Origin of the sequence: Pseudoflavonifractor sp. BSD2780061688st1 E11, assembly GCF_005844125.1 — a bacterium.
Lineage (GTDB): Bacteria > Bacillota > Clostridia > Lachnospirales > Lachnospiraceae > Sellimonas > Sellimonas catena.
This window is the reverse complement of the sequence record NZ_SPHM01000017.1, coordinates 32,314-56,651: the sequence shown is the minus strand read 5'-3', so window position 1 is coordinate 56,651 and position 24,338 is coordinate 32,314. Positions and strand designations below refer to the sequence as shown.

The 24,338-nt window shown below is 47.8% G+C and carries 23 protein-coding genes and 1 other annotated feature; of the genes, 2 read left to right on the top strand and 21 right to left on the bottom strand.

Features of this window, described 5'->3' with window-relative positions; genetic code table 11:
• Positions 1-10: 10 nt before the first annotated feature.
• The 15 genes from FGQ85_RS09490 to FGQ85_RS09425 form a co-directional block, all read right to left on the bottom strand.
• On the bottom strand, positions 11-490 hold the full coding sequence (locus tag FGQ85_RS09490) for a SpoVA/SpoVAEb family sporulation membrane protein (RefSeq protein ID WP_243273014.1): 480 nt from the start codon (positions 488-490) through the stop codon (positions 11-13).
• A gap of 12 nt (positions 491-502) precedes the next feature.
• On the bottom strand, positions 503-925 hold the full coding sequence (locus FGQ85_RS09485; RefSeq protein ID WP_087167709.1) for a stage V sporulation protein AB: 423 nt from the start codon (positions 923-925) through the stop codon (positions 503-505).
• Positions 915-1,544: a stage V sporulation protein AA gene (locus FGQ85_RS09480; RefSeq protein WP_087167710.1), complete on the bottom strand. Its 630-nt coding sequence runs from the start codon at positions 1,542-1,544 to the stop codon at positions 915-917. Before FGQ85_RS09480 ends, FGQ85_RS09485 begins: the two co-directional genes overlap by 11 nt.
• On the bottom strand, positions 1,498-1,701 hold the full coding sequence (locus tag FGQ85_RS09475) for a hypothetical protein (protein ID WP_087167711.1): 204 nt from the start codon (positions 1,699-1,701) through the stop codon (positions 1,498-1,500). Before FGQ85_RS09475 ends, FGQ85_RS09480 begins: the two co-directional genes overlap by 47 nt.
• Positions 1,702-1,779: 78 nt before the next feature.
• On the bottom strand, positions 1,780-2,505 hold the full coding sequence (locus FGQ85_RS09470) for a SigF/SigG family RNA polymerase sporulation sigma factor (RefSeq protein ID WP_087167712.1): 726 nt from the start codon (positions 2,503-2,505) through the stop codon (positions 1,780-1,782).
• The gene (gene spoIIAB, locus FGQ85_RS09465) at positions 2,484-2,942 is read right to left on the bottom strand and encodes an anti-sigma F factor (protein WP_138373325.1); all 459 of its coding nucleotides are present in this window, start codon (positions 2,940-2,942) and stop codon (positions 2,484-2,486) included. Before spoIIAB ends, FGQ85_RS09470 begins: the two co-directional genes overlap by 22 nt.
• Complete coding sequence (locus FGQ85_RS09460) at positions 2,939-3,253, bottom strand: anti-sigma factor antagonist (RefSeq protein ID WP_087167746.1); 315 nt, start codon at positions 3,251-3,253, stop codon at positions 2,939-2,941. Before FGQ85_RS09460 ends, spoIIAB begins: the two co-directional genes overlap by 4 nt.
• Before the next feature lie 137 nt (positions 3,254-3,390).
• Positions 3,391-4,734, bottom strand: coding sequence for a tetratricopeptide repeat protein (locus FGQ85_RS09455; protein WP_118636817.1), 1,344 nt, complete (start codon positions 4,732-4,734; stop codon positions 3,391-3,393).
• Positions 4,735-4,752: 18 nt separating this feature from the next.
• Complete coding sequence (locus tag FGQ85_RS19020) at positions 4,753-4,887, bottom strand: hypothetical protein (RefSeq protein WP_255396431.1); 135 nt, start codon at positions 4,885-4,887, stop codon at positions 4,753-4,755.
• Positions 4,881-6,188 (bottom strand): folylpolyglutamate synthase/dihydrofolate synthase family protein, encoded by a 1,308-nt coding sequence (locus FGQ85_RS09450; protein ID WP_347563083.1) that lies wholly within the window; start codon positions 6,186-6,188, stop codon positions 4,881-4,883. The genes FGQ85_RS19020 and FGQ85_RS09450 overlap by 7 nt, the downstream gene beginning before the upstream one ends.
• Before the next feature lies 1 nt (position 6,189).
• Positions 6,190-8,412: an LTA synthase family protein gene (locus tag FGQ85_RS09445; RefSeq protein ID WP_138373324.1), complete on the bottom strand. Its 2,223-nt coding sequence runs from the start codon at positions 8,410-8,412 to the stop codon at positions 6,190-6,192.
• Between the two features lie 16 nt (positions 8,413-8,428).
• Entirely contained in the window at positions 8,429-11,080 is a 2,652-nt protein-coding gene (locus FGQ85_RS09440; protein ID WP_138373323.1) for a valine--tRNA ligase, read from the bottom strand.
• A gap of 54 nt (positions 11,081-11,134) precedes the next feature.
• Positions 11,135-11,380, bottom strand: a binding site (T-box leader).
• A gap of 79 nt (positions 11,381-11,459) precedes the next feature.
• Complete coding sequence (locus FGQ85_RS09435) at positions 11,460-12,125, bottom strand: HAD hydrolase-like protein (RefSeq protein WP_138373322.1); 666 nt, start codon at positions 12,123-12,125, stop codon at positions 11,460-11,462.
• Positions 12,106-12,843: a DNA alkylation repair protein gene (locus FGQ85_RS09430; protein WP_087253443.1), complete on the bottom strand. Its 738-nt coding sequence runs from the start codon at positions 12,841-12,843 to the stop codon at positions 12,106-12,108. The genes FGQ85_RS09435 and FGQ85_RS09430 overlap by 20 nt, the downstream gene beginning before the upstream one ends.
• A 6-nt stretch (positions 12,844-12,849) precedes the next feature.
• Complete coding sequence (locus FGQ85_RS09425) at positions 12,850-13,869, bottom strand: asparaginase (protein WP_118636821.1); 1,020 nt, start codon at positions 13,867-13,869, stop codon at positions 12,850-12,852.
• A 207-nt stretch (positions 13,870-14,076) separates the two neighbouring features.
• Here FGQ85_RS09425 and FGQ85_RS09420 point away from each other — a divergent pair, with 207 nt between their 5' ends.
• On the top strand, positions 14,077-15,423 hold the full coding sequence (locus FGQ85_RS09420) for an MATE family efflux transporter (RefSeq protein ID WP_087167720.1): 1,347 nt from the start codon (positions 14,077-14,079) through the stop codon (positions 15,421-15,423).
• A gap of 104 nt (positions 15,424-15,527) precedes the next feature.
• Here the strand turns inward: FGQ85_RS09420 and FGQ85_RS09415 are convergent, their stop codons facing one another.
• The gene (locus tag FGQ85_RS09415) at positions 15,528-16,073 is read right to left on the bottom strand and encodes an HD domain-containing protein (RefSeq protein ID WP_330616750.1); all 546 of its coding nucleotides are present in this window, start codon (positions 16,071-16,073) and stop codon (positions 15,528-15,530) included.
• A 170-nt stretch (positions 16,074-16,243) separates the two neighbouring features.
• On the opposite strand from FGQ85_RS09415, the gene FGQ85_RS09410 reads away from it, so the two are divergent.
• Complete coding sequence (locus tag FGQ85_RS09410) at positions 16,244-16,990, top strand: SDR family NAD(P)-dependent oxidoreductase (RefSeq protein ID WP_138373330.1); 747 nt, start codon at positions 16,244-16,246, stop codon at positions 16,988-16,990.
• A gap of 157 nt (positions 16,991-17,147) precedes the next feature.
• Here FGQ85_RS09410 and FGQ85_RS09405 read toward each other — a convergent pair whose 3' ends face one another.
• The 5 genes from FGQ85_RS09405 to FGQ85_RS09385 are packed head-to-tail and all read right to left on the bottom strand — an operon-like array spanning position 17,148 to position 24,243.
• Positions 17,148-18,950, bottom strand: a complete 1,803-nt coding sequence (locus FGQ85_RS09405; protein WP_138373329.1) for an alpha-amylase family protein — start codon at positions 18,948-18,950, stop codon at positions 17,148-17,150.
• Between the two features lie 47 nt (positions 18,951-18,997).
• Positions 18,998-21,193, bottom strand: a complete 2,196-nt coding sequence (locus FGQ85_RS09400) for an alpha-galactosidase (RefSeq protein WP_118636822.1) — start codon at positions 21,191-21,193, stop codon at positions 18,998-19,000.
• Positions 21,194-21,218: 25 nt separating this feature from the next.
• Positions 21,219-22,061 carry a carbohydrate ABC transporter permease gene (locus FGQ85_RS09395; protein ID WP_138373321.1) on the bottom strand — a complete coding sequence of 281 codons (843 nt, stop codon included), beginning with the start codon at positions 22,059-22,061 and terminating at the stop codon, positions 21,219-21,221.
• A complete protein-coding gene (locus FGQ85_RS09390) occupies positions 22,061-22,924 on the bottom strand; it encodes a sugar ABC transporter permease (RefSeq protein ID WP_347563085.1) in 864 nt (287 codons plus the stop codon). Before FGQ85_RS09390 ends, FGQ85_RS09395 begins: the two co-directional genes overlap by 1 nt.
• A 32-nt stretch (positions 22,925-22,956) precedes the next feature.
• Positions 22,957-24,243 carry an extracellular solute-binding protein gene (locus FGQ85_RS09385; RefSeq protein ID WP_138373319.1) on the bottom strand — a complete coding sequence of 429 codons (1,287 nt, stop codon included), beginning with the start codon at positions 24,241-24,243 and terminating at the stop codon, positions 22,957-22,959.
• Positions 24,244-24,338 lie beyond the last annotated feature (95 nt).

Below are 24,338 nucleotides of genomic sequence, written 5' to 3'. Positions count from 1 at the left end.
CCACCTTTCTCTACCAGCTGATTCCCGCTTTCAGCAGGAAATAGTAAATCAGTCCAAACAGCCAGCTCGTGACGATTCCGTACAAAATGACCGGTCCGGCAATAGTAAAAATCTTACATCCGATTCCGAACACCTGGCCTTCTTTTTTATATTCGATTGCAGGCGCCGCCACAGAATTGGCAAATCCGGTGATCGGGACAAGCGCTCCTGCCCCGCCCCATTTCGCGATTTTTGGATACAGTCCCAGTCCTGTCAAAACGACACTTAACAGAACAAGAATCATGGATGTATAACAGCTTGTCATCTCCTTGTCCATGCCGGTGCCGGACACATAATTGGAAATGATCTGGCCAATCGTACAGATCGTTCCTCCTGTGATAAATGAGCGGAACATGTTTTTCCAGACATTATGCACCGGTGTCTTCTGCTTTACATATTCTTCGTAGCTTTTCTGCTTTTTCGCCTGTTGTCTGTTAATCGGTTCTTTCAAACAGATCCCTCCTTACACGCCCCATCTTCCCAGAAAATAAACAAGCGCTCCCGCTGTTTTCCCAAGAGACAGGCCGATGATAATATATGGTATGGTTTTAATGATTTTCAGCCTCCGGATAAAGATCGGAAATACATTGAGAATATCTGCAAGCGCCATGGCCCAACAGCCCACAAAGATTCCGGAAAACAGACCGAACAGCGCCAGAAGGAAGCTGCCTGCCGGTATCTTTATCTGATAGATAAAGAACAGATTGAACAGAATTCCGCCGAGGGCAATAGCATTTTCATACATCAAAATGTGTTTCCCGGTATGGGTCCTGTCCGCAAACACTGAAATCAGCCCAAGCCCGATAAGAAAAGAAAACATTCCCCCTGCAATGACCGCGCCGGATGAAAATCCGATGATTCCAAGAACGATCTGCTCAGCCCACATCTTTTTCTTCCTTCTTCCGTGAGTATTCATCGATCAGTGTCATCTCGATTTCCTCCTCGTACGTCCGCATTTCCACTTCCATCGGCGTCGGATCCACAGTAAAACGTCTTTTCCCAAAGTGGTTGAAAAACAGCAGAATTCCCACGCTCATCCCGATACAGTATGTCAGTTCCAGAATTCCAAAGCCGTCCGACCGGTTTCCTGTCACAAGGAAATAGATCTGATTAAACAGTTTTGGTACATCCACGTCATTGTTAAACGACATGATGGAAAACCCGGCACCGATAAAGGTTACAAGAAGTACAAACACACTTTTCAGAAACGGAATCACTTTCCCGTTCTTTTTCTGATCTTCGATGGTAATAATCAGATCTGTCTCGCCCATATTTTCCACGGTGAGATTCGGATAAATCTCATGGATTCTGGAGATGACTTCCAGAATGGATACGACATACCGTTTCTTTAAAGAGCCTCGGAGAAGTTTCACTGTCTTTAACCGGCTGACAACAGTCTGATCGGTACATTCCATCGAAAGCACATCCCCAAGAAGCACTTCTGTTTTTGCCAGTTCCTTATTTTTCTCCCCTTTGATATAGAGTGTATGTCCGGATGTTCCCATCGTTTCCTCCTTCTTCCATGCTGACACTGACAAGCGTTCCGTTTTCTTCCGATACGGGCCGTTGCTGTGACATTACATAATACAGAATTCCCAGGATAACAGCTGATGTGACAACGCAGATCAGGCATATCCGGATTCTTCTTTTTGCCTGTTCCATTCTCCTTCACCTTTCCTTTCTTTCAAAGGTAGTATGTCTGTTCTGGCTTTTTTTATACCGGATATGCCTGATTCTTTTTTACGCCGGCGGACTGCCGTATTCTTTCATCCGTTTCAGGATCTTCTTTTCCAGCCGCGAGACCTGCACCTGCGACATGCCAAGCATTTTCCCGGTCTCGGACTGGGTTTTGTTTTCAAAATATCTGAGATAAATCAGCTGCCGTTCCTCTTTTCCCAGCTTTTCCAGAAGGGAATATAGAAACATCTGGTCAATAATCTTTTCTTCTGTTTTTTCCTCCTTTTCCAGTTTTTCCAGAAGCTCCACCTCGCTTCCGTCTTTCTTGTAGACCGGCCGGTGCAAAGACTCCACTTCGGCAGATGCTTCCATAGCCTCTACCAGTTCTTCCTTTCCGATTCCGGAAATCTCCGACAGTTCCCGGATTGTCGGTTCCCGGTTGTACTTTTTCGTAAATTCTTCTTTCGCCTGACATGCTTTACAGGAAATTTCCTTGAGAGAACGGCTGACTTTGAGCATTCCGTCATCCCGGAGAAACCGTCTGATTTCCCCGGATATCATTGGTACCGCGTAGGTCGAAAAACGAACGTCGTATGTCAGATCAAACTTGTCAATCGCCTTTAACAGACCGATACTCCCGATCTGGAACAGGTCCTCTGCCTCGGTTCCCCGTCCACTGTATCTTCGAACAATGCACCAGACAAGCCCGACGTTTTCTTCTACAAGAAGTGCTCTTGCATCCGCGTCACCCTGATGTGCCTTTTCAATCAGCTCTGCGGTATGATCCATCCGTCACGTCCTTTGCCGATGATTTTCTTCATACGGACGGTTGTCCCGCATCCGGGACTTGATTCCACCGCCAGCTCATCCATAAAGGCCTCCATAAAGGCAAATCCCATCCCGGAACGGTCCAGTTCCGGCCGTGTCGTAAACATCGGCTGCATTGCTTCTTCAATATTTTCAATTCCTTTTCCTTCGTCCCGTACTTCGATTTCCAGCGCATGTCCTGCTGTCACACATCGGATGTAGATTTTATGTATTTCCTGATTGTAGCCATGAATCACCGCATTGGTGACCGCCTCGGAGACAGCGGTCTTGACATCCGCCACTTCCTCCAGTGTTGGATTGAGCTGTGTCATGAACGATGCCACTGCCACCCTGGCAAATCCTTCGTTTTCCGAGCAGCTGTCAAATATAATCTCCATTTCATTCGTATCCTGTTTCATTGTCTTTCCTCCTCGTAAATTCGAATAATCTTTGCAGCTCCTGACATTTTCAGGATCTTTTTCATCCGGTCATTCAGATTCGCCGCCCAGACTTCTCCTCCGGTCAGGCTCAGTTTTCTGTATCTTCCCATCATCACCCCGATTCCGGAGCTGTCCATAAAGCTTGTCTCCCCAAAATCAAAAATCACATATTTCACATGATTTCTTTCAATCTGCCGGTCTGCCTCCCTGCGGATTTCTTCCGTCTGATGATGGTCCAGCTCCTTTGGCAGAAAGATTGTCAGACAGTTTTCTTCTATCTGATATTTCATGCGGTCTCTCCCCTTTCCGTTGTTTCCTTTCCGGTTTTTCACGACACCGCCTTCCCGGGGTGTCCGCCGGAACAAAAAGAGGATGATGCACACTGTGCACCATCCTCTTTTGTAGTATCGGATCTTTTATCCGGCTGTTATTCTCCTGTATTTCCCGAACCGGCTGCATTCAGGCTCTCAAGAGCCGACTGCGCCTCCTCCGCCAGAGATGTACCGGAGAACTGCTCCGTTACTTTCTGATAATAGTTCTTTGCATTTTCCGTGTCGCCTGTCTCCTCATAAGCCTGAGCAAGAAGATACATGGCGTTTCCATCGTCATAAGTCTCGTCCATCCTGACAACTTTCGACAGATTCTCGATTGCCGCCTCGTAGTTTTCCACATCCGAGTTGGCCACTCCCCGGTTGTACTGTCTCCGGCAGGCTGACGGGTAAATGCTCTCTGTCAGTTCTGTAAACTGTTCTTTTCCCAGATCTCCAAGAGAATCCTGATTGATGGCCAGAAGCTCATCCGCCAGGTTTTCATTCGACTCCGAGCCGTTGCGGTATTTGGTCTGAATATCCATCAAAGACTCGTAGCTGCTCTTTGTAGACTCCGCGGTCTCTTTTGCCGTCTGTGCCTCATCACTCTGGGTCCGGTAGCTTTCCAGCTCCTTTTCCAGGGCGCTGATCTCAGACTCCTGGGAAGCGATCTGGTCGCTTGCCTCCACAATGCTTTCATTCATCTGTCTTGCCTGAGACTCATTGACCGCCGGCATAATCAGAAACCACATCACTGCCGCTCCGACCACAAGGCCGATGACAATATTGGCAATCGTAAACGCCATTCCTTTTTCCCGTTCTTTTGTTTCCACCGGCTGGATGATTGTTTCATTGCCGAGTTTATAGCTTACGGTCTGCTGTTCCTTCACATCCTTCTGTCCGGACGTACGTTTTCTGTGCATCCGGTTCAGCTCGTAAATATAGTTCAGCGTGATCGGATCTGTCGTATCCAGCTTCTGTGCCTTTCTGAGCACCTGTCTCGCCTTAGCATACTGCTCCGTGTGCAGATACAACAGTGCCAGAAGCTGATATGCTTTCAGAAAATCAGGGTGTTCGGTTACGATCTTTTTCAGCTGGATGACAGCCAGATCTTCCCCTCCCTGTCTGCAGTACTGCAGGCACTGGTTGTACTTCTTCGCAGTCTGATCGACTGCTTCCAGATCCCCCCTGGAAGATTTGAATTCATCGATATAGTCGGATGCGATATTGTCAGCAGGAACCAGCTTCAGGCTCACTGTCCAGACAACAAGCGCACGCGTCACATCTCCTCTGCCATAATAGACAAGTCCCAGAAGATTCCTTGCATCCTTATTATATTTATCAAATTGAATACTTTTTTTCAGTGAGTTTTCTGCTCCTGTCAGGTCCCGTATTTTCGCTTTTCTCAATCCATCATTATACCAGTACAGGGACCGGTACCTCAGTTCTCCTCTGATATCCATTTATATCTCCCCGTTCTGTTATCTCGTTGTTTCCAAGATATCTTTTAAAAGATCCGACAGATCCGTCAGATCCTCACTCAAGGCCTCTTCTTCGATCTCATCTACTTCCAGGCTTGGCTGAAATTTCTTCAGTTCTTCTTCAAAATTTAACATCTGGCTGCCTCCCTTAGTAATGTTTCCATTTCTCCTACAAGGTACAGGGAACCAAAACAGTATACCTGATCCTGTTCCCGTTTGCAGGCAGTGACATAGCTGCACGCCTCTTTTACCGTATCTTTGACTACCACGCGGCTGTCCGTCCATTGAGCAAAATCCTTCTGAAGCTCTCCGGGATTTACTCCCCGCTCATCCGGAATCTTTGTTACAACAATCAAATCTGCCGGAATTTCACGGCAGACAAAACGGATCATTTCATGATAGTCCTTTTCCTTCACCGCAGAAAACAATACGATCAGCTTTCCATCCGGACTGCGAAATTTCTCCTGCATCCGGATACTTTTCGCAAGCGCTCTGACAGCCGGCATATTGTGTGCACCGTCCAGTACGATCCCCGGAAGCGCTTCCTCCATCCTTCCCTTCCAGGACGTCGTCTCCAGAATCTTCCTCCACGATGCCGTCGGCTCTTTGACCAGACGCTTCATTGCCTCCAGCGCGAGCACTGCATTCATCGGCTGATACGATGCTGTCGTCGGCAGTTTCCACATTGCAGTATCATCATACCGATTTGACGTTGAAAATTCAAGATCCTTTCCCGTAATTTTCATGATTTTGAACGCATTTTCCGAGATTTCTCTACATTCCGCGCCGGCATTTTCCGCCGTTTTTTTCAGGACACCAAGTGCCTTTTCCTCTGTCGCGTCGCAGATCAGCGGCACACCCGGTTTGATGATTCCCGCTTTTTCCGCAGCAATCTTTTTGATCGTATCTCCCAGAATCTCCGTATGATCCATTCCGATGGACGTGATCACGGTCAGGACCGGATGTTCAATGCTGTTTGTCGCATCCAGTCTTCCTCCGAGACCGGTCTCCAGAATGATATATTCCGCCTCTTCTTCGTCAAAGAATTTCATCGCCATTCCGAATAAAAACTCAAAATAAGTCGGGTGGCCAAGTCCTTCTTTTTCCATCTCTCCGGCGGCTTTTCGAACTTCCTCAAATATCCGGACAAATTGTTCTTCGGATATCATTTCTTCGCCGATACGGATCCGCTCCCGGATCGTAACAAGATGAGGGGAAGTAAACAGTCCCGTCTTCTTCCCCTCTCCGGTCAGAAGCGCCTGCAGATATCTGCACACGCTTCCTTTCCCGTTGGTCCCTGCCACATGGATGATCTTTTTCTCGCGCTGGGGCATACCCAGATACGATAAAAATACTCTCGTATGGTCCAGGGAATGTTTTTTTGCAAACATCTGAAGCCTGTCAATATAGTTTACCGCTTCTTCATAATTCATCATATTATTCCTCATCGCTTGTGCCTTCAAACGCTTCCACCCAGTTCTTTGCCGGCTCATCCTGCTCCTCTTCCGGAGCCAGGGTGAGCGTTCCGTTCTGGTAGACATATTTCTGAGAGGTGGCAAATACCGTACTGCTGGATCCCATCTGGATCACAGTGATGATATCTCCGTCCTCCAAAGCACAGTCATTTAACACCACATGAGTGTTATTGAGGAACTTGCTTTCCTGCTGTTCCCCATTGACAAAGATCTTACTGTTCCGCGTCATATTTTCTCCGTACAGACTGTAGGAATTTTCCTCTCCAGGCTGCGGCACAATATTATTCAGCGTCACATCCTTGACGCCCATTCTCATATGTCCTTCCGTGATCGGCGGGTTGCCGTCGTACACGTACTGCTCTCCGTAGAGAATGTCATACTGCAGAAGTTCCAGATCTTTCAGATAATCCTCGGTCTGTCTTCTCTGCTGATGGTAATTGAATACCGTTCCCGACTGGATTCCAAGGCGTTCAAACACATCTGCCATAATCTGGTAGGACGGAATGTTTCTGTCCTCTTTCTCAAGTCCGATGTTGTCCCAGATCACGTAATTGGTATTATAGAGATACCTGCTCTTCAGATCCTTCGCTTCCAGTCCCATGGTCGGAAGATGGTCCCCGTAAAATACGATGACGCTCGGCTCATCTCTTTTTTCCACCTCTTCCACAAGGTGCCGGGCGAACTGATCCATTTCATAGATCTGGTTTACATAATATTCCCATGCATTCTGCTTCTCCTGGTCTTCCATTCCGGAAACGGTAATCTCCGGATTCTCAATGACTTTCTCTGTCGGATAATCACCATGTCCCTGCACACTGATAGTAAAGACAAAATCCTGCTGCTCATCCGAATCCAGTGCGTCCATGATGTGTTCCACAAGAATATCATCCTTTGACCAGTTATTCGGTGTAGTCTGAAGGATATTCATAAATTCCTTGCTCGTAAACGTATCAAATCCGGTATTATTGTACACCCGCGCACGGCTGTAGAAATTTCCGCCGTTATTGTGTATTCCGTGAGTTCCGTAACCGAGGGCAGAAAGCGCTGTTGCCGCACTTTCGCAGACTTCCGTCTTTAATTTTGTCTTAAATGGATACTCGCCCGGTCCGAAATACCGCATGTTCATTCCGGTCAATACCTCAAACTCTGTATTTGCAGTTCCCGCACCGACAGACGGTACCTTGAAGTATCCGGTCGAATACTCATTAAACAATGACCTCAGGAACGGAATCGGGTCCTTGGAGAGCTGGTAGAATTCCACCTCCGTCGGATCAAAGAAGGATTCCAGCTGCACAAAAATAATATTTGGCATCTCGCCTTCTTTCAGACTTGTTTCACTCTTTGTCAAAGTTCCGTCCTTGTTAATCTCATCGATCGTCTCTTCACTGTATCCGTTCGGTTTATCAATTCCCGTGTTGAACAGACTGGCAGAAAAGCAGTACGGAAGTCCATAATCTTCATATGCAAAAGCAATATTTCCAAAATAAGTCGATACCACACGATGGTCAACCGCAAGATTTGTCAAAACCACATATGCTCCGCAGCAGATCCCGACACCGGCCAGCGCGAGCCACCTGTGCATCTTCCCCTGATACTGTCCGCCCCGGCGCCACATGGCAATCACCCATATGATCACCGCAACAACACCGACCGCCATAATGATCAGCTCATAGACAGCAAAATAATTGGTAAACAGGGACAGTCCTTCGGTCAGTGCCTTCAGGTCCTGTGCATTAAACGGCGTGACCCTCTTTAAAAGCATCGCTCCGTTTACAACTCCAAGCATCAGCCAGAATACACTGATCAAAATCCGAACAAACACCCTCCGCCGGAACAGATACACAATTGAAAATGTCACAAAAATCATAAACGCATTGTAAAGAAATACAAGCGGCGTTTCCACCATATAGTTCCATGCTGCAAAAACAGAATGGCGTGAAATACTTTCGATGATCAGGTTGATGACCATTGCCCACACCGCGTGAAGCGGAAGGGAAAAAATATTCATCCACTTGTACACCGGCGCCATTTTTCTGGAAAAAGCGCTGTTTTTCCGCTCTTCCAGAATCCTCTGCCGGCGTTCTTTTCTTTTTTTCAAATTGTTCTTAATATCCTCTCTGCTCAGGTGCCGCAGTCTCTCTATCTTTCCTTTGATATCCGGTTTCTTAAAATGGATTTTCTTCATGATTTCCCCTTGTCTGCTACTTCATGATCGATGCAAGACGTTCCTGAACCTGTTCCATCATCTGTGTATATTTTTCCAGCTTGGCCCGCTCTTCATTGACCTTTGCCTCCGGCGCCTTACTCATGAATTTTTCATTGTTCAGCATACCGTTTACACGGGCAAGTTCTTTTTTCAGCTTTTCCTCTTCTTTTAAAAGTCGTTCCTTTTCCTGCTCGAAATCAATCAGATCCTCAAGCGGCATATACACTGCTCCATCCGGAACTACAATAGAAACCGCATCTTCAGAGATTCCCTCTTTTGTTCCCTGAATGATGAGATCGCTTGCATTCATCAATGGTTTCACTGATTCTGTTAATGTTTCAAACCCCTCACAAAGTGTCTCATTCTCACAAACAATAAATACTTTTGCCTTCCGGCTGTTTGGCACGTTCATCTCAGCACGTGCATTTCTCACACCCCTTACAATATCCTTGACATGATCAACGATATTTTCTTCCTCCGGGAAGTTCAGTGCTTCATCGTATTCCGGCCAGTCAGACATCATCAGAGATTCTTCTGACGGAACAAGGGCACTGTAGATTTCTTCTGTCACAAACGGCATGTACGGATGCAGAAGTTTAAGTGCGTCCGCAAGAACCGTTTTCAAGGTCCAAAGCGCTGCATTGGCTGCCTTATAATTTTCATCGGAATGGTAAATACGGTATTTTGCCATCTCGATGTACCAGTCACAGAATTCATCCCAGATAAAGTCGTATACTTTCTGTACTGCAATTCCCAGTTCAAATTTATCCATGTTTTCCGTCACATCTTTGATCAGACGGTTTGCTCTGGAAAGGATCCACCTGTCAGCTGCTGTCAGATCCTGGGCATCCGGACGGCTGATCACTTTATCTTCCATATTCATCAGGATAAACCTGGAAGCGTTCCATACTTTGTTTGCAAAGTTACGGTTTGCTTCTACTTTTTCTTTATAGAAACGCATATCGTTTCCAGGCGCGTTTCCTGTCACCACCGTAAGACGGAGCGCATCAGCACCGTACTCGTCGATGATTTCCAGCGGATCGATCCCGTTTCCAAGCGACTTGCTCATCTTTCTTCCCTGGTCATCCCGGATCAGGCCGTGGAAGAATACCGTGTGGAACGGGCATTTTCCGGTCTGCTCAAATCCTGAGAATACCATACGGATTACCCAGAAGAAGATGATGTCATATCCGGTTACAAGGACATCTGTCGGATAGAAGTAATCCAGCTCCTCTGTCTGATCCGGCCATCCAAGTGTGGAGAACGGCCACAGTGCGGAGGAAAACCAGGTATCCAGTGTATCCTCATCCTGTGTAAAGTGCGTGCATCCGCATTTCGGGCATACGGCCGGAGCTCCACCTCTTTGTACAATCATTTCGCCGCATTCGTCGCAGTAGTATGCCGGAATCCGGTGTCCCCACCAGATCTGTCTGGAAATACACCAGTCACGGATATTGTTCAGCCACTGCAGGTATATTTTGTTCATACGTTCCGGAATCAGCTTTAACTCTCCTGTCTCCAGTGCTTTGATGGCCGGCTTTGCAAGCTCTTCCATCTTGACAAACCACTGCTGCTTGATTAACGGCTCGACCGTCTGCTTACATCTCTCGTGTACACCTACATTATGTGCATAATCTTCCACTTTTACCAGATATCCCTGGTCTTTCAGATCCTGCACGATCGCTTCTCTTGCTTCGTAGCGTCCCATACCTGCGTACTTGCCGCCGTTTTCATTGATCGTCGCATCATCATTCATGATGTTGATCTCTTCCAGGCCGTGTCTCTTTCCGATCTCGAAGTCGTTCGGGTCATGTGCCGGAGTCACTTTCATGGCACCGGTTCCGAATTCCTTGTCTACATAGGCATCCGCAATGATCGGGATTTCCTTATTTACAAGCGGCAGAAGCGCTTTCTTTCCAATAATATCGGTATAACGTTCATCTTCCGGATTTACTACAATCGCAGTATCTCCAAGCATCGTCTCCGGACGTGTCGTCGCGATCACAAGGCTTCTGTCCGCGCCTACGATCGGATAACGGATGTGCCAGAAATGTCCTGCCTGTTCCTCATGCTCTACTTCCGCATCGGAAAGGGATGTCTGGCATACCGGACACCAGTTGATGATCCGGGAACCTTTGTAGATATATCCTTTTTCATAAAGGCGTACGAACACTTCCTCTACAGCCCTGCTGCATCCTTCGTCCATCGTGAACCGCTCTCTGTCCCAGTCACAGGATACGCCAAGTTTCTTTAACTGGGATTCAATCGTCCCTGCATACTCCTCTTTCCACTCCCAGACACGGTCCAGAAAGCCTTCTCTTCCAAGCTCCCTCTTGTCGATGCCCTCTTCTTTTAACTGATTCGTCACCTTAACTTCGGTGGAGATCGCCGCATGGTCCGTACCCGGAATCCAGAGGGCATTGTATCCCTGCATTCTCTTATAACGGATCAGGATATCCTGAAGCGTATTGTCCAGGGCATGTCCCATGTGCAGCTTTCCTGTGATATTCGGCGGCGGCATCACCGTCGTAAACGGCTTTCTGCTCCTGTCTACTTCTGCGTGAAAATACTTATTCTCACACCATTTTTCATAAAGCTTCGGTTCAATCTCCTTCGGATTGTACGTTTTGTCCAACTGTCTGCTCATCATTACCTCCTCATTTCAAGCGTTCCTGTGAATAACAAAACGCCCTTTACATATGTAAAGGGCGTCAAAACGCGGTACCACCTTTTTTATACACCTGTCCTCTCTGACAGATGTATATCTCTTCGTTCTATAACGGGAACTACTCCGGGATCTCCTACTGTCCTTTCTCTCAATCGGACACATTCAGACATCCGGCTCCAAAGCTACCTTCCACAACTCCTTCTTGTAATCACCTTCCAGCCAGCGGGTAATTCTCTCTGTCAAGGGCAGGTGTGTACTCCTCTTTATCAACACCTTTAAATATGAAACTATGATAATCATAGTCATCAGCCCCCGATTTGTCAAGGAGTTCATGGAATTTTCATGGAATCTTAAGGTTCTAGGCCTCTCCCTTCAGAAACTCTTTCAATTCTTCGACCGAGTCAAAAATCATATCCGCTCCGGCCGCCTCCAGCTCCTTCCGGCTTCCGAATCCGTAGAGGACTCCGGCTGAGGCAAGTCCGAATGTCCTGGCGCCAAGGATGTCATGTTCCCTGTCTCCCACCATGATAACCGATGGATCTCCCGGTTTTTTTCCGCACGTTTCCAGCGCATAGGCAATGACATCTTCTTTTGTCAGCCTGCTCTCATCCATGGTCGCCCCGCAGATGTAAGTGAAGTATGACTCAATCCCGGCATCTCCGGCAATGATTCCGGCATAATGTTCCGGCTTGGAGGTGGCCATGACAATGCGGAGGCCTGCTTCTTTGAGCTCCCGCAGCATGGTTTCCACCCCGTCGTACAGACGGTACTCATACACACCTTTTGTTCCGAAATTTTCCCTGTAATATTCCACCGCTTTTCTTGCCTCTGTTTCACTCAGCCCGGTGTATTTCTGGAACGAAGTGAGAAGCGGAGGCCCGATAAACGGAAGCAGTTCCTTTCGTTCCTTTTCAATTCCAAATTTTTTCAGAGCGTAGACTACTGAATTGATTATTCCCGGCTCCGAATCGATGAGCGTTCCGTCCAGATCCAGAAAGACGGTGTCAAATCCTGGTATTCCCATGTTCTTCCTCCTGTTTTCGTTTCAGTGCATTAAGCATTTCCTTGTCCTGAGCGCTGACCCGTCTCGACTCTCTGCATTTCTGGATCGCCTTGTTGTGGGTCCAGATATCCAGCTTCTTTTCTTTCAGAAGTCCAAGTACTTTTTCCGGGTACTTCACATATGCGGTTGCCACGCCCCAGGCGATCCCCATCCGGACATAATAGTCTTCTGACCTGATATCCGCATACCGGCGCAGTACTTCATCTATATACCGGTCATTCAGGAAATGGTCCATCAGTGCGATTACACCAAACCGGAGCTCAAATTCCCGGCTGCTGTTCAGCCATTTTTCCAGATAGGAAAACCAGAATTCCGGATCCTTTTCCATCCATTTATACGTGGAAGTGCTGCAGTCACAGTCCGCCCAGGACAGAACTCCCGGTACCCAGATATCGAGCATGGCCGCATGTTCTTCTCTGGATGCTTTTCTGTATCCGGAAGCCATCCCAAAGAGCATGTGCTCTTCCTGATAGACGCAGCTCCCATGATCCCGGAGCATTTCATCAAGCCATCCGCCCTCCGGCTCTTTTGCCGCTTCTTTTGCAAGTTCCCGAAGCTTCGGTATCCGGATGCCAAGCGTCGGCATGGACGGTGCATTTAAAATCCGGTCGTTGAATTCCTTATAGGCTTCATCGGACAGCGTCTTCAATCTGTCCCGCATTAGTTCCCGTTTTCCCATACTCTTTTACTTATCCTCTCTGAATCCCGCGAACAGGATATCGTGATTAATCATTCTGTAGAATCGTTTTTTGATTTCCTCATAATCTTTTGCCGGCTGCGCCATCAGCCACATGAGTTTTGTAATCGTAGCCTCCAGTGTCATGTCATAGGCTTCCAGAAGATCAAAATCCTGCTTTACCTTTTTTCCGACCTCGTAGACTGTCATATTGCTTCCTTCACTTACAACCTGTGTCGTCATGACAATCAGTTTTCCTTCTTTTTTCCACTTCTTCATTCCCTCATAGACTTCCGCAGTAATGCTGTCCGGAAGTCCGCCTACGCCAAAGCTCTCGATCACGACACAGTCATACTGTTCCAGAATCTGAGTCAGCACGCCGCTTCGCATGCCCGGAACCAGTTTCAGCACATAAACACTATCTTTCATGTCATGGTAAAACCGTACTTCTCCCTTATGCCGTACCGGCGGGATGTACCGGATCACCTGACCGTCCTGAATCACAGCCGGGTACGGGAAATTAATGCTGGAAAATGCATTGTAGCTTTTTGCCCGCTCCTTTTTCGCCCTTGTTCCGATAATGACTTTGCCGTCAAACACGATGCTGACATCTTCGGAATCGTCATCCGCCGCGTAGATAAAGCTGTCCAGCAGATTGGTCTTTGCATCCGTCACGTCCATATTGATCGGCTTCTGTGCTCCGGTCACGACAATCGGCTTTGGGGAATTCTGAATCATATAGGAAAGCGCCGCCGCTGTGTAGGCAAGGGTGTCGGTTCCATGGCAGATCACAAACCCGTCATAGGCATCGTAGTGCTTCTCCACCGCTTCCACCATCAGCTTCCAGTGCTCCGGTGTTACATTGGTGCTGTCGATATTGCACACCTGAAGCGTCTCCACCTCACATACATGTTTCACCTGAGGAATGCAGGCTAGAATGTCATTCGGCGTCAGGCCCGGGGCCAGTCCGTTTTCCGTCTGCTTTGAGGCAATCGTCCCTCCGGTTCCAATCATCAGTATTTTCTTCATTTGGTTTTCCTCTCTTTACATAGTTCGTTCCATCAGTGAAAAGCCCCACCGGATGTCCGGATGGGGATTATTCTATGATTTTAGTATAAGGAAATTCCGGCCGGAAATCAACCGGCTTATAGGATTTTGCATCCTTTTATGATAAAATGTAGATATTCGGCCACAAGGCCTGATTGCAATAAAGCTTTTACAAATGGGGGATTAAAAATGAGACAAAAGATTGATTTACTGAACGGACCGGTTTTCCCGTCACTGACCAGACTTGCTCTCCCGATTATGGCGACATCTCTTGTCCAGATGGCATACAATCTCACCGATATGATCTGGATCGGAAGAATCAGCAGTGACGCGGTCGCATCTGTCGGGGCTGCCGGCATGTACATGTGGTTTGCGAATGGAATCACTGTACTTGCAAAAATGGGCGGACAGGTCAAGGTCGGACATTCTCTTGGCGCCGGCGAACGGACCGAGGCATGCGGCTATGCCCGGAATGCGATCCAGCTTTCCCTGATTCTCGGACTTGCCTACGGCATCATCTGCCTTCTTTTTCAAAAGCCGCTGATCGGATTTTTCCGGCTGAATTCTCCGGCAGTCATTCAGAATGCAGAAATTTATCTTGCCATCACCTGCGGGCTTGTCGTTTTTTCCTTTTTAAATCAGGTTTTTACAGGAATTCTGACTGCCATGGGCAACAGCCGTACTTCCTTTCTCGCAACCGCTGCCGGTCTTATCATCAACATCGTTCTGGATCCGGTTCTGATCTTCGGCATCGGTCCGTTTCCGAAACTTGATGTGGCAGGTGCTGCAATTGCCACAGTATTTGCCCAGGCTGTGGTCACCGTCGTTTTCCTGCTTTCAGTCCGTAAAGAGCCGGATATTTTTATGAATCTTCACTTTTTTACAAAGCCTCAGCTTTCTGTGCTAAAAGAGCTGATCCGTATCGGACTGCCTTCTTCTGTCCAGAGCATGATTTTCACCGGCATTTCCATGGTAATCGCCCGGATTGTTGCCGGATTCGGAGATTCAGCCGTGGCTGTCCAGAAAGTCGGCTCTCAGATCGAGTCTATTTCCTGGATGACGTCGGATGGATTCGCCGCCGCGGTCAATTCTTTTATCGCCCAGAATTTCGGCGCAGGCAATGCTGCAAGGGCAAAGAAAGGCTACCGTTGCTCTATGGTGGTCGTCCTGCTGTGGGGTGTCTTCTGTACGATCGTCCTGATCGTCTTTCCGGCGCCGATTTTCCGGATTTTCATTCCGGAGGCGGACGTCCTCCCGATGGGAGTGGCTTACCTGCAGATCCTAGGTGTCTCACAGCTGTTCATGTGTATGGAAATCACGACCGCCGGAGCATTTTCCGGGCTTGGGCGGACACTTCCTCCGTCTGTCGTCAGCATCACGCTTACGACAGCAAGAATTCCTCTTGCCCTGCTTTTGATCTCTACGCCGCTCGGACTGAACGGAATCTGGTGGAGTATTACGATTTCCAGTATTTTCAAAGGGCTTGTCCTTACGGCAGCCTTTAAAAAGATGGCATTTCGGCCTGCAGCGCAGTAACATAACATATTCAGGGAAGAAAACAGCAGGTGCGGAAGTGAATGTCCTGCCTGGGCATCATACCACTTCTTCACCTGCTGTTTTTTGATCTATCACATTTTCTGTCAGTTCCCGCCAAAATGGCGGTCCACCAGATGGCAGTACTCTTCATACGCCGGCACTCTGGCAAATCTCTCCCGCAGTGCCTCCTGAATTCCCCTGTAATACCAGCCGATTGTTTTTTTATCCTTCATACGGAAACGGTTCCACAAGTCTTCGCCGACCACCGGATAGTCACGGTCAATATCCCGCATATTGGAAAGCTTGTCCGCAAGCCCGATCATCTGCACCTCAAAAGACGCCGTCCGGATCCGCTCGATGGTCGAACCTTTCCTCTCCATCCATGATTTGGATTTGTCCTCGCTCTCCTGGGCAACCAGCGATGCAACACGCTCCGAAAAATTCTCCGCAAGGACCTCCCGCGTCACCCCCTTGCAGTCCTCGATCGTATCGTGCAGAATCGCCGCGCTGATCACCTCTTCATCGGTTGTCATCGTCGAGACGATATCTCCCACTTCAATCGGATGAACGATATAAGGACGCCTGGTCCCTTTTCGAAACTGTCCTTCGTGTGCCTTTGTCGCAAATTCGATTGCCCGGTCTATCATCATATTTGATTTCCTTTCCAACTGTTTGCATTTACACTTTAAGGTTACCACTTTGAAAAATAAAATCAAGTTTTTTCTTTCATACATGTCACTTCTGACGTATACTGGATGATGTCAACATATATGTAATGTCAACATATATGCAAAAAATGTTCAAAAAGGGGATATCTAAGATGAAGCAAAAATCAGGTGTACTGATCACCGGCGCTTCCAGAGGCATCGGACGGGCATGCGCCCTTCTCCTTGCCGGACACGGTTTTCATATTTTCTTAAACAGCGCACATCATATAGAAGCACTGGAGGAAGTCCGCCGGGAAATTCTCTCGATTCCAGGCGGCTCCTGCGAACTCTGCCCGGGGGATGTCGGCAACCCGGACCAGGTCCGTAAAATCTTCGCAACGATTGCCAGTTCCGAACATACAGACGGAGGACTCGACATCCTGATCAACAATGCAGGCATTTCCCACATCGGCCTTCTGAGCGACATGACCGATGAGGAGTGGAGCCGCCTGATCGCCACCAACCTCTCCTCCGCCTTTTACTGCTGCCGGGAAGCCATCCCTCATATGGTGTCCAAAAAATCCGGAAAAATACTCAACGTCTCCTCCATGTGGGGACGAAGCGGCGCATCCTGCGAAGCAGCCTACTCCGCATCCAAAGCCGGCATCCAGGGACTGACCCAGGCCCTCGCCAAAGAACTCGCTCCAAGCAATATCCAGGTCAACGCCATCGCTTTCGGCGTCATTGACACCGACATGAACCGGATGCTCGATGCCGAAGAACGACGCGCCCTCGCAGATGAGATCCCTGCCGGCTACTTCGCCTCCCCCGAAGAAGCAGCCCGGATGATCTGGAACACCCTCAACGCACCCGCCTACATGACCGGACAGATCATCGGGTTCGACGGCGGATTCCTGTAACCCGGACAACGGTGTGTAACACACAAACACTAAAAAAATTCCATTACGCCCAGACGTAACAGAATCTCAACATTTACAATATTCACTTCATATTTGTCACACTTTTTCCATTGGGGACGTGTTCCGATGCATCGGAACACGTCCCCAAAAATAAAATCTATTGTTTTATGCACCATGTGAATCCGTATTCGGGCAGTGTAATTGTGCCGTTTTCCAGGATTTCGCCTGTGAAGAGTTCGTGGTAGATCCCTTCTTCCGGAAGTGTTAACTGTTTTTTACAATTGTTAAAGTTGAAAAGGCCTGTGAGACTTTTTCCGTTGTGTTTCCGGATGATTCCGAGGACTTCCTGGTCTCCGGTGTCCCAGGTGGTGACTTCTGCTTCCGGTCCGAGGATATCTTCCTGTGCTCTTATTTTTTCCATGTAGGAGAGGGTCTGGAAGATTTGTCCTTCTACGGTGTTCTGGTCATCCCTGTTTTGGGCGAGATCCCATTTGAAGGTGCCTCTGTGGATATACCGGGAGTCCGTTTTTTTCTCTTCGTCTTCTTTATAGGTGTAGTCGTTGACCTGCCCGATTTCGTCTCCGCTGTAGATCATCGGGATGCCGGCCTGCATGAACATGTAGGCGTGGAGCATGAGATCTTTGCGGACGGCTTTTTCCATTTTTTCTTTATCCTGTTCAAACCCGGCGCTTTCGATGCCGCACATGGATGCGGTTGTTCCGCAGAATCTGGCGTCTTTTGTCACGGGGTCATCGTTGTAGAGTTCTCCTCTGCTTTCGCTTCCCGGATACTTTCCGGTGAAGTAATCGTTCAGGTACTGTTTGTGTGGAATTTCCTCCATCTGCCATTGTTTCAGTGTGTCGTAATCCAGCCCCCATCCGATGTCATCGTGGCAGCGGAGATAATTCAGGAATGTATATTCCTTTGGAAGGCGGTTTACAATGTCAAGCTGCTTTTTCAGCAGTCTGATGTCGTGTACGGCCACGGTGTGCCAGGTGGTTGCCATGGTTGTCACATTGTAAAGCATGTGACATTCCGGTTTATCCACGGTTCCGAAGTATGGCACGACTTTTTCCGGTTCCATGACTACTTCTCCCAGAAGTGCCACGGCCGGGCAGACGATCTCTCCGATTATACGCATCATCCGGACAATGGTATGTACCTGTTTTAAATTCCGGCAGGATGTGCCCATCTCTTTCCAGATATATGGAACCGCGTCAATCCGGATGATGTCCATTCCCTGGTTGGCAAAGAAGAGGAAATTATACATCATTTCGTTAAATACCCTTGGATTTCCGTAATTTAAATCCCACTGATATGGATAGAAGGTCGTCATCACATAGTGTCCGATCTCCGGAATCCAGGTGAAGTTCCCCGGCGCAGTGGTCGGGAATACCTGCGGTACAGTCTTTTCAAACTGTTCCGGAATCCATGCATTATCATAGAAGAAATACCGGCTCATGTACTCGCCTTCGCCGTTTCTTGCGCGGACGGCCCATTCATGTTCCTCGGATGTATGGTTCATGACGAAATCCATACACACATCGATTCCCATATTATGGCATTTCGTGGCAAGTCTTGCCAGATCGTCCATGGTTCCCAGATCCGGGCGGACCTTCCGGAAGTCTGCCACCGCATATCCGCCGTCTGATTTTCCTTTTACGGTATCGAGAAACGGCATCAGGTGAATAAAGGAGACATTGCTCTCTTTAATATAATCGAGCTTTTTCTGCACTCCCTTCAGATTACCGGCAAAATTATCGATGTAGAGCATCATGCCAAGCATACCCTTCCTGCGATACCAGTCCGGATGTGCTTCTCTCTCACGATCCCGCTTTTTCAACGCGGCTTTTCTTTCTGTATAGTATTGATACATCTGGCTGCACAGTTCCGCATACATGTCTTCATTCTGATACAGCTCCATATAAAGCCATTTCAGCTCGTCCTGATGCTTCTCCATGCGTGCCTGAAATTCTTTATCACTTTTCTTTGCTCTTCCCAATGTTCTTAAGCCCCTTTATGTTCTACACGTCTTAAATATCTCTGGTAGGCAAGGTACTCTCCGCTCTCAATCGGCACCGGAAGCCCTGCCTGCATCAATGCAGCCCCGCTGTAGATCCGGTCATGTCCTTCAATCTGATAGAATGCATCCGGAATCAGGCCGCGCATTTTTACATAGTTGACAGTCATATTGCCATGCTGTTTTAACATTACGATACTGATGAGCGCCTCACTTTGATCCTCCGATACGAAAGCCCAGGCGCCAAACTCATCCTTCTGCGGACTGGACAGGCGGTAGTAATCTCCTCTCTGGATAAGCGGAGCATATTGTTTGAATTTCTTCACCTGTTCTTTGACTTCTTTCTTTTCTTCCTCGGTTAACAGTCCCAGATTCAGCTCATATCCAAAGGTTCCTGCCATGGCAACGATACCTCTTGTATTGAGAGAAGTGATCCGTCCGGTCTGATGATTTGGAACCGCGGATACATGGGCGCCCACACAGGAAGCCGGATAGATAAAGGATGTTCCGTACTGGATCTCCAGACGGTCGATGGCATCTGTATTGTCGCTGCACCAGATCTGCGGTGTATAATAAAGCATTCCGGCATCAAACCGTCCGCCTCCTCCGCTGCATCCTTCAATCAGAGTATCCGGATAACGTTCGGTAAGGCGTTCCAGGAAATCATATACGCCAAGCATATAATCGTAGAGTACCTTTCCCTGTTCTTTCGTCTCAGACGAATAAATATCAGAAAGGCTCCGGTTCATATCCCATTTGATATATTCTACATTTCCCTGGTCCAGAACCGCGCAGATCTGGTCAAAAACATGATCCCGGATCTCTTTTCTCGAGAAATCAAGCACAAGCTGGTTTCTGCCTCTGACCGGATTCCTTTTTGGAATCTGAAGTGCCCAGTCCGGATGTGTCCGGTACAGATCGCTGTCTTCGGAAACCATCTCCGGTTCAATCCAGAGTCCGAACTTCAGTCCCAGATCATGAATCCGGTCGATCAGTTCTCCCATGGTACATCCCAGCTTCTTTTCATTGACCACCCAGTCTCCAAGGCTGGTATTATCATCATTTCTCTCGCCAAACCATCCGTCATCCAGAACAAGCATTTCGATTCCAAGTTCTGCCGCGTGTTTTCCAAGTCTCAGGAGACTTTCCCCGGTAAAATTAAAGTAATCCGCTTCCCAGCTGTTTACAAGAACAGGGCGGACCTGATCTTTCCATCTGCCTCTGCACAGGTTGTTTCTAAAACAACGGTGCAGATTGTGTGACAGGACGGACAGACCTTCTGCAGAATACGTCATTACCGTCTCCGGGATCACGAAGCTTTCTCCGGTTCCAAGCGGATAGGAAAACATCTCGGAAGCAAGTCCCATCAGCGCTCTCGTCTGGTTGAACTGGTCTTTCTCTGCCTCCGCCTTGAAGCAGCCGCTGTATACAAAAACCATGGCATAGCAGTCTCCTGCTTCCTCTGTCGTATCTTTTCCCGCCAGAATCATGGCCGGATTGTACTGATGGCTGGATGTTCCTCTCCGGCTTCGTAAAATCTGTTTTCCGTGGCTTACCGGTACTCTCTGGAAATTACGCTCCATGGCATGGCGTCCATAGAAGCTGATCAGATCATAGTCTCCTGAAACGAAATCCAGACAAGCGGAAGCCGCCTTACTGATATGAATCGTATCTTCCCCCTGATTGATGATTCTGACACTTCTCGTAATGATGTCGTATTTCGGAAGCACTCCGTACAAAAGCACTGCCTGTACCTTTGTGACAGCATCCTCCATCAGAATTTCCAGCGTCTCCGCCTCGTTCTCAGCCGCATAGACCGCCGGGAGCCCCGGAAGTCCATATTTGCCTTTTGTGATCCGATGGCTTTGATACCGCAGATCGCAGCTGTAAGTACCATCGCTGTTTTTGATCGTAAGAGCCGGACTCCGGAAATCCCCTGTCCCGCTTGTCGGGAACTCCTGCGGCAGAGCGTCCATGGAGTAGGTTCGATCCTGGTCGGCGTCATACGGATTGGCGGAAAATCCTCTGTCGTAGTAGGTCAGAAGATAGTCCATTCCGCCGTAAATCGTCTTTCCATAATACAGGTGAAGCAGAAATCCGTATGCGTCTACCTGAAACTGATATGTTGTATGGTCTGTCTGTAATGTAAAAATTCTGTTCTCTTTCTCAAATCCAATACCCATTTTGCTCTCCTTGTACAGTTTATATTTATTTTACTGCACCGTTCACAACACCATTTAAGATCTGTTTCTGGCAGATTACATAGAAAATCACGATCGGGATCAATGCCAGAAGATAGGATGCAAATGCCAGGTTGTAGTTGGTTCCGAACTGAGTCTGGAAGTTCAGCTGTGCCAACGGCAGTGTATTCTGCCCTGTACCTGCCATGATAACAAGCGGTGTCATCACGTCATTCCATACGGAAAGTGCTGTAATGACAGCTACAGTCGCATGCATCGGCTTCATAATCGGGAAAATGACTTTCCAGTACGTTCTCCATGTGCTCGCGCCGTCCACACGCGCCGCCTCTTCCAGTGCAATCGGAATGTTGGTGAGGTATCCGGAATACAGTAAAACATTCATCGGCATATAGAATACCACATATAAGATAATTACGCCAACCCAATTTCCAAGTCCCATCTCTGCTGTCTGTTTTGCAAGAGGCATCATCAGGATTGCAAACGGAACGAACATACCGCTTACGATAAACAGATAGACAAAATTGTAAAATTTACTGTGTGCTTTATTTCTTCCCACGGCATATCCCATCAGGGAATGAATGATAATGGAAAGTCCCACTGTCAGGACAGAAATAATCAGGCTGTTTTTCAAAGAATTCCAGAAATCCGTTACCCGCATTGCCTCTCTGAAGTTATCCAGGCTCCAGCTTTTCGGTAAAGAAAGAATTCCGGCAATACTGTTCGTCATTTCGCTAGGCTGTTTAAATGCAATAATTATTGTCATATAAAGCGGAAATGCTATCGTAATCAATCCAAGAATTAACAAGACCATCACAGTCCAGTTTGTTCTATATTCTGCTTTTTCTTTCATTATAACTGCTCCTCCTTCCGTGCTGAAAAGCTCATCTGTGCTACTGAGATTGCCACGATCACGATGAAGAAGATAACCGCGTTCGCACTCTGGAATCCGAACTGTCCGCCTGACATACCGTTATTGTAAATCAGGTAGGAGATGGATTCCGTGCTCTGCGCAGGACCTCCCTTTGTCAAAGCCATGATCTGGTCGAACACCATGAGGAAGTTCTTCACACAGAGAACCATATTGATGGTGAAGAACGGAATAATCAGCGGGAATGTCAGATGTTTGAATTTCTTCCATCCCGTTGCTCCGTCCAGGGATCCTGCCTCGTACACATCCTCCGGCACGGTCTGAAGTCCGGAAATATAAATGATGGTGTTCATGGCGATGGACTGCCATGCACAGACAATCACAACCGCGATCCATGCGGTCTTTTCATTGGACAGCATACTGCCGCTCAATGCTTCGCTTCCGATCATCTTTCCAAATTCCGGAAGAATATATGTAAAGAAATAGTTGAAAATGTAGCCGACTACCAGTGCTCCCAGTACGTTTGGAAGGAAGTAGGCAGCTCTGAAAAAGCTTTTCCCCCGGATTTTACTGTTCAGTCCCAGGGCCAGAATCAGGCTGATCACATTTGTGATGATAGTTGCGCAGACTGCAAGCCGGACGGTAAACCAGTAAGATCTTCCCACACGGGAATCGGTAAACAGATCCATGTAGTTTCGAAGTCCTACCATATCATAGTCTCCAAATCCTTTAAAGTTTGTAAAACTGTAGTACACACCTCTGATCAGCGGAACCGTGTTAAAGCAGATAAACAATGCCAGAATCGGTATCGTGATCAACAGAAAGGTACGGTTTCTATCGTTCATTTTTCTCATCTTTTTGCTCTCCTTTCCCCTATCTAGTCATTCCCGTTTTCTTCCTCATACTCCTGTACTTCCCGGATGATATCCCGGTTGTATCTTGTCCAGTCGCTGTCGAACTTCTTCAGGAACGCATCCACATCTTTATTGATCAGGAAAGTCTGGATCTGTGCATCCACTGCCATCTCGGAAGGATAATAGTGATCCTGATAGTCTGTCATATTTCCGGATTCAATGTATTCAGTCATACCGTCCAGCTGGGAAGCAAGTTCAAAGTCTCCCTCCTTGCAAGGAATGGCATTCTGGTCGTCGATATACGCCTGAATATTTTCATCTTCATAGAGGAATTCCAGCACTTCATAGGCCGCTTCCTTGTTTTCACAGGCCTCGGTCACCGCAAACATCAAATCGACACCGGAGTTTAACGTGTTGCCCTCTTTTGTATCGCTTGCCGGAGTCACGAAGGAATCGATATTCATGTCCGGATTCACCTGCTGGATCTGCGGTACTGCATAGCTTCCGATCGGGTACATCGCGGATTCTCCGTTTGCGAACGCCGTACATGCGTCATTGTATCCATACGCAAACGGATCTTCCGGTCCATACTCCAGAAGTTCCAGATATTTCTCTGCCACTTCTCTGTATTCGTCAGTGAAGTTCGCCTCGCCTCTGTTGACCTGCTTACACAGATCTGCCGGTGCCAGCGCAACTGCCATGGAATTCCACGGTGCCAGACAGGTCCATGTGTCTTTAAATCCAAAATAAAACGGAAGAATGCCTTCAGACTGAATATCATTGCAGAGTGTCATCAGTTCATTCCATGTTGTCGGAATCTCCCATCCATGTTCCTCAAACATATCCCGGTTGTAAAGGATTCCTGCCGCATTTGCCACATACGGAATACCGTAGGTGCCGTCGGTCGGAACAATCTCAAGCGCCTCCAGAATATCCTTGTAGGACTGTTTGATATTGCTCATGACATCACTGTCGGAAACATCCGCAAGAATACCCGCATCCACATAATAGGAATAATTGATATCCCCTCCGATACCGATAATATCCGGATAGTCCTCCCGGATAAACCGTGTCCTCATGATAGTCGAAGCATCGTTCGGTGAATCAATGGTCAGATGAATGTCATCATGTGTGGCATTGAATTCTTCTTCCACCTGATCAAAGTAGGTTGCCGCTTCCGGTTTGTACTGCAGGATCTCGATTTCTGTTTTCCCACTGTTTTCATTTCCATCTCCGCACGCAGTGAGAAACATGGACGCTGTCATACATCCTGCCAGGGCAGCACCAATCACTTTTTTCCCCTTTCTCATAATTTTGTCTCCTTTCTTGTCTGTTCTCTATGGTAGAATTATTATAACATAGCAATATGCTTGCAAAAATACCAGTATTATCCTGCTTTTATACC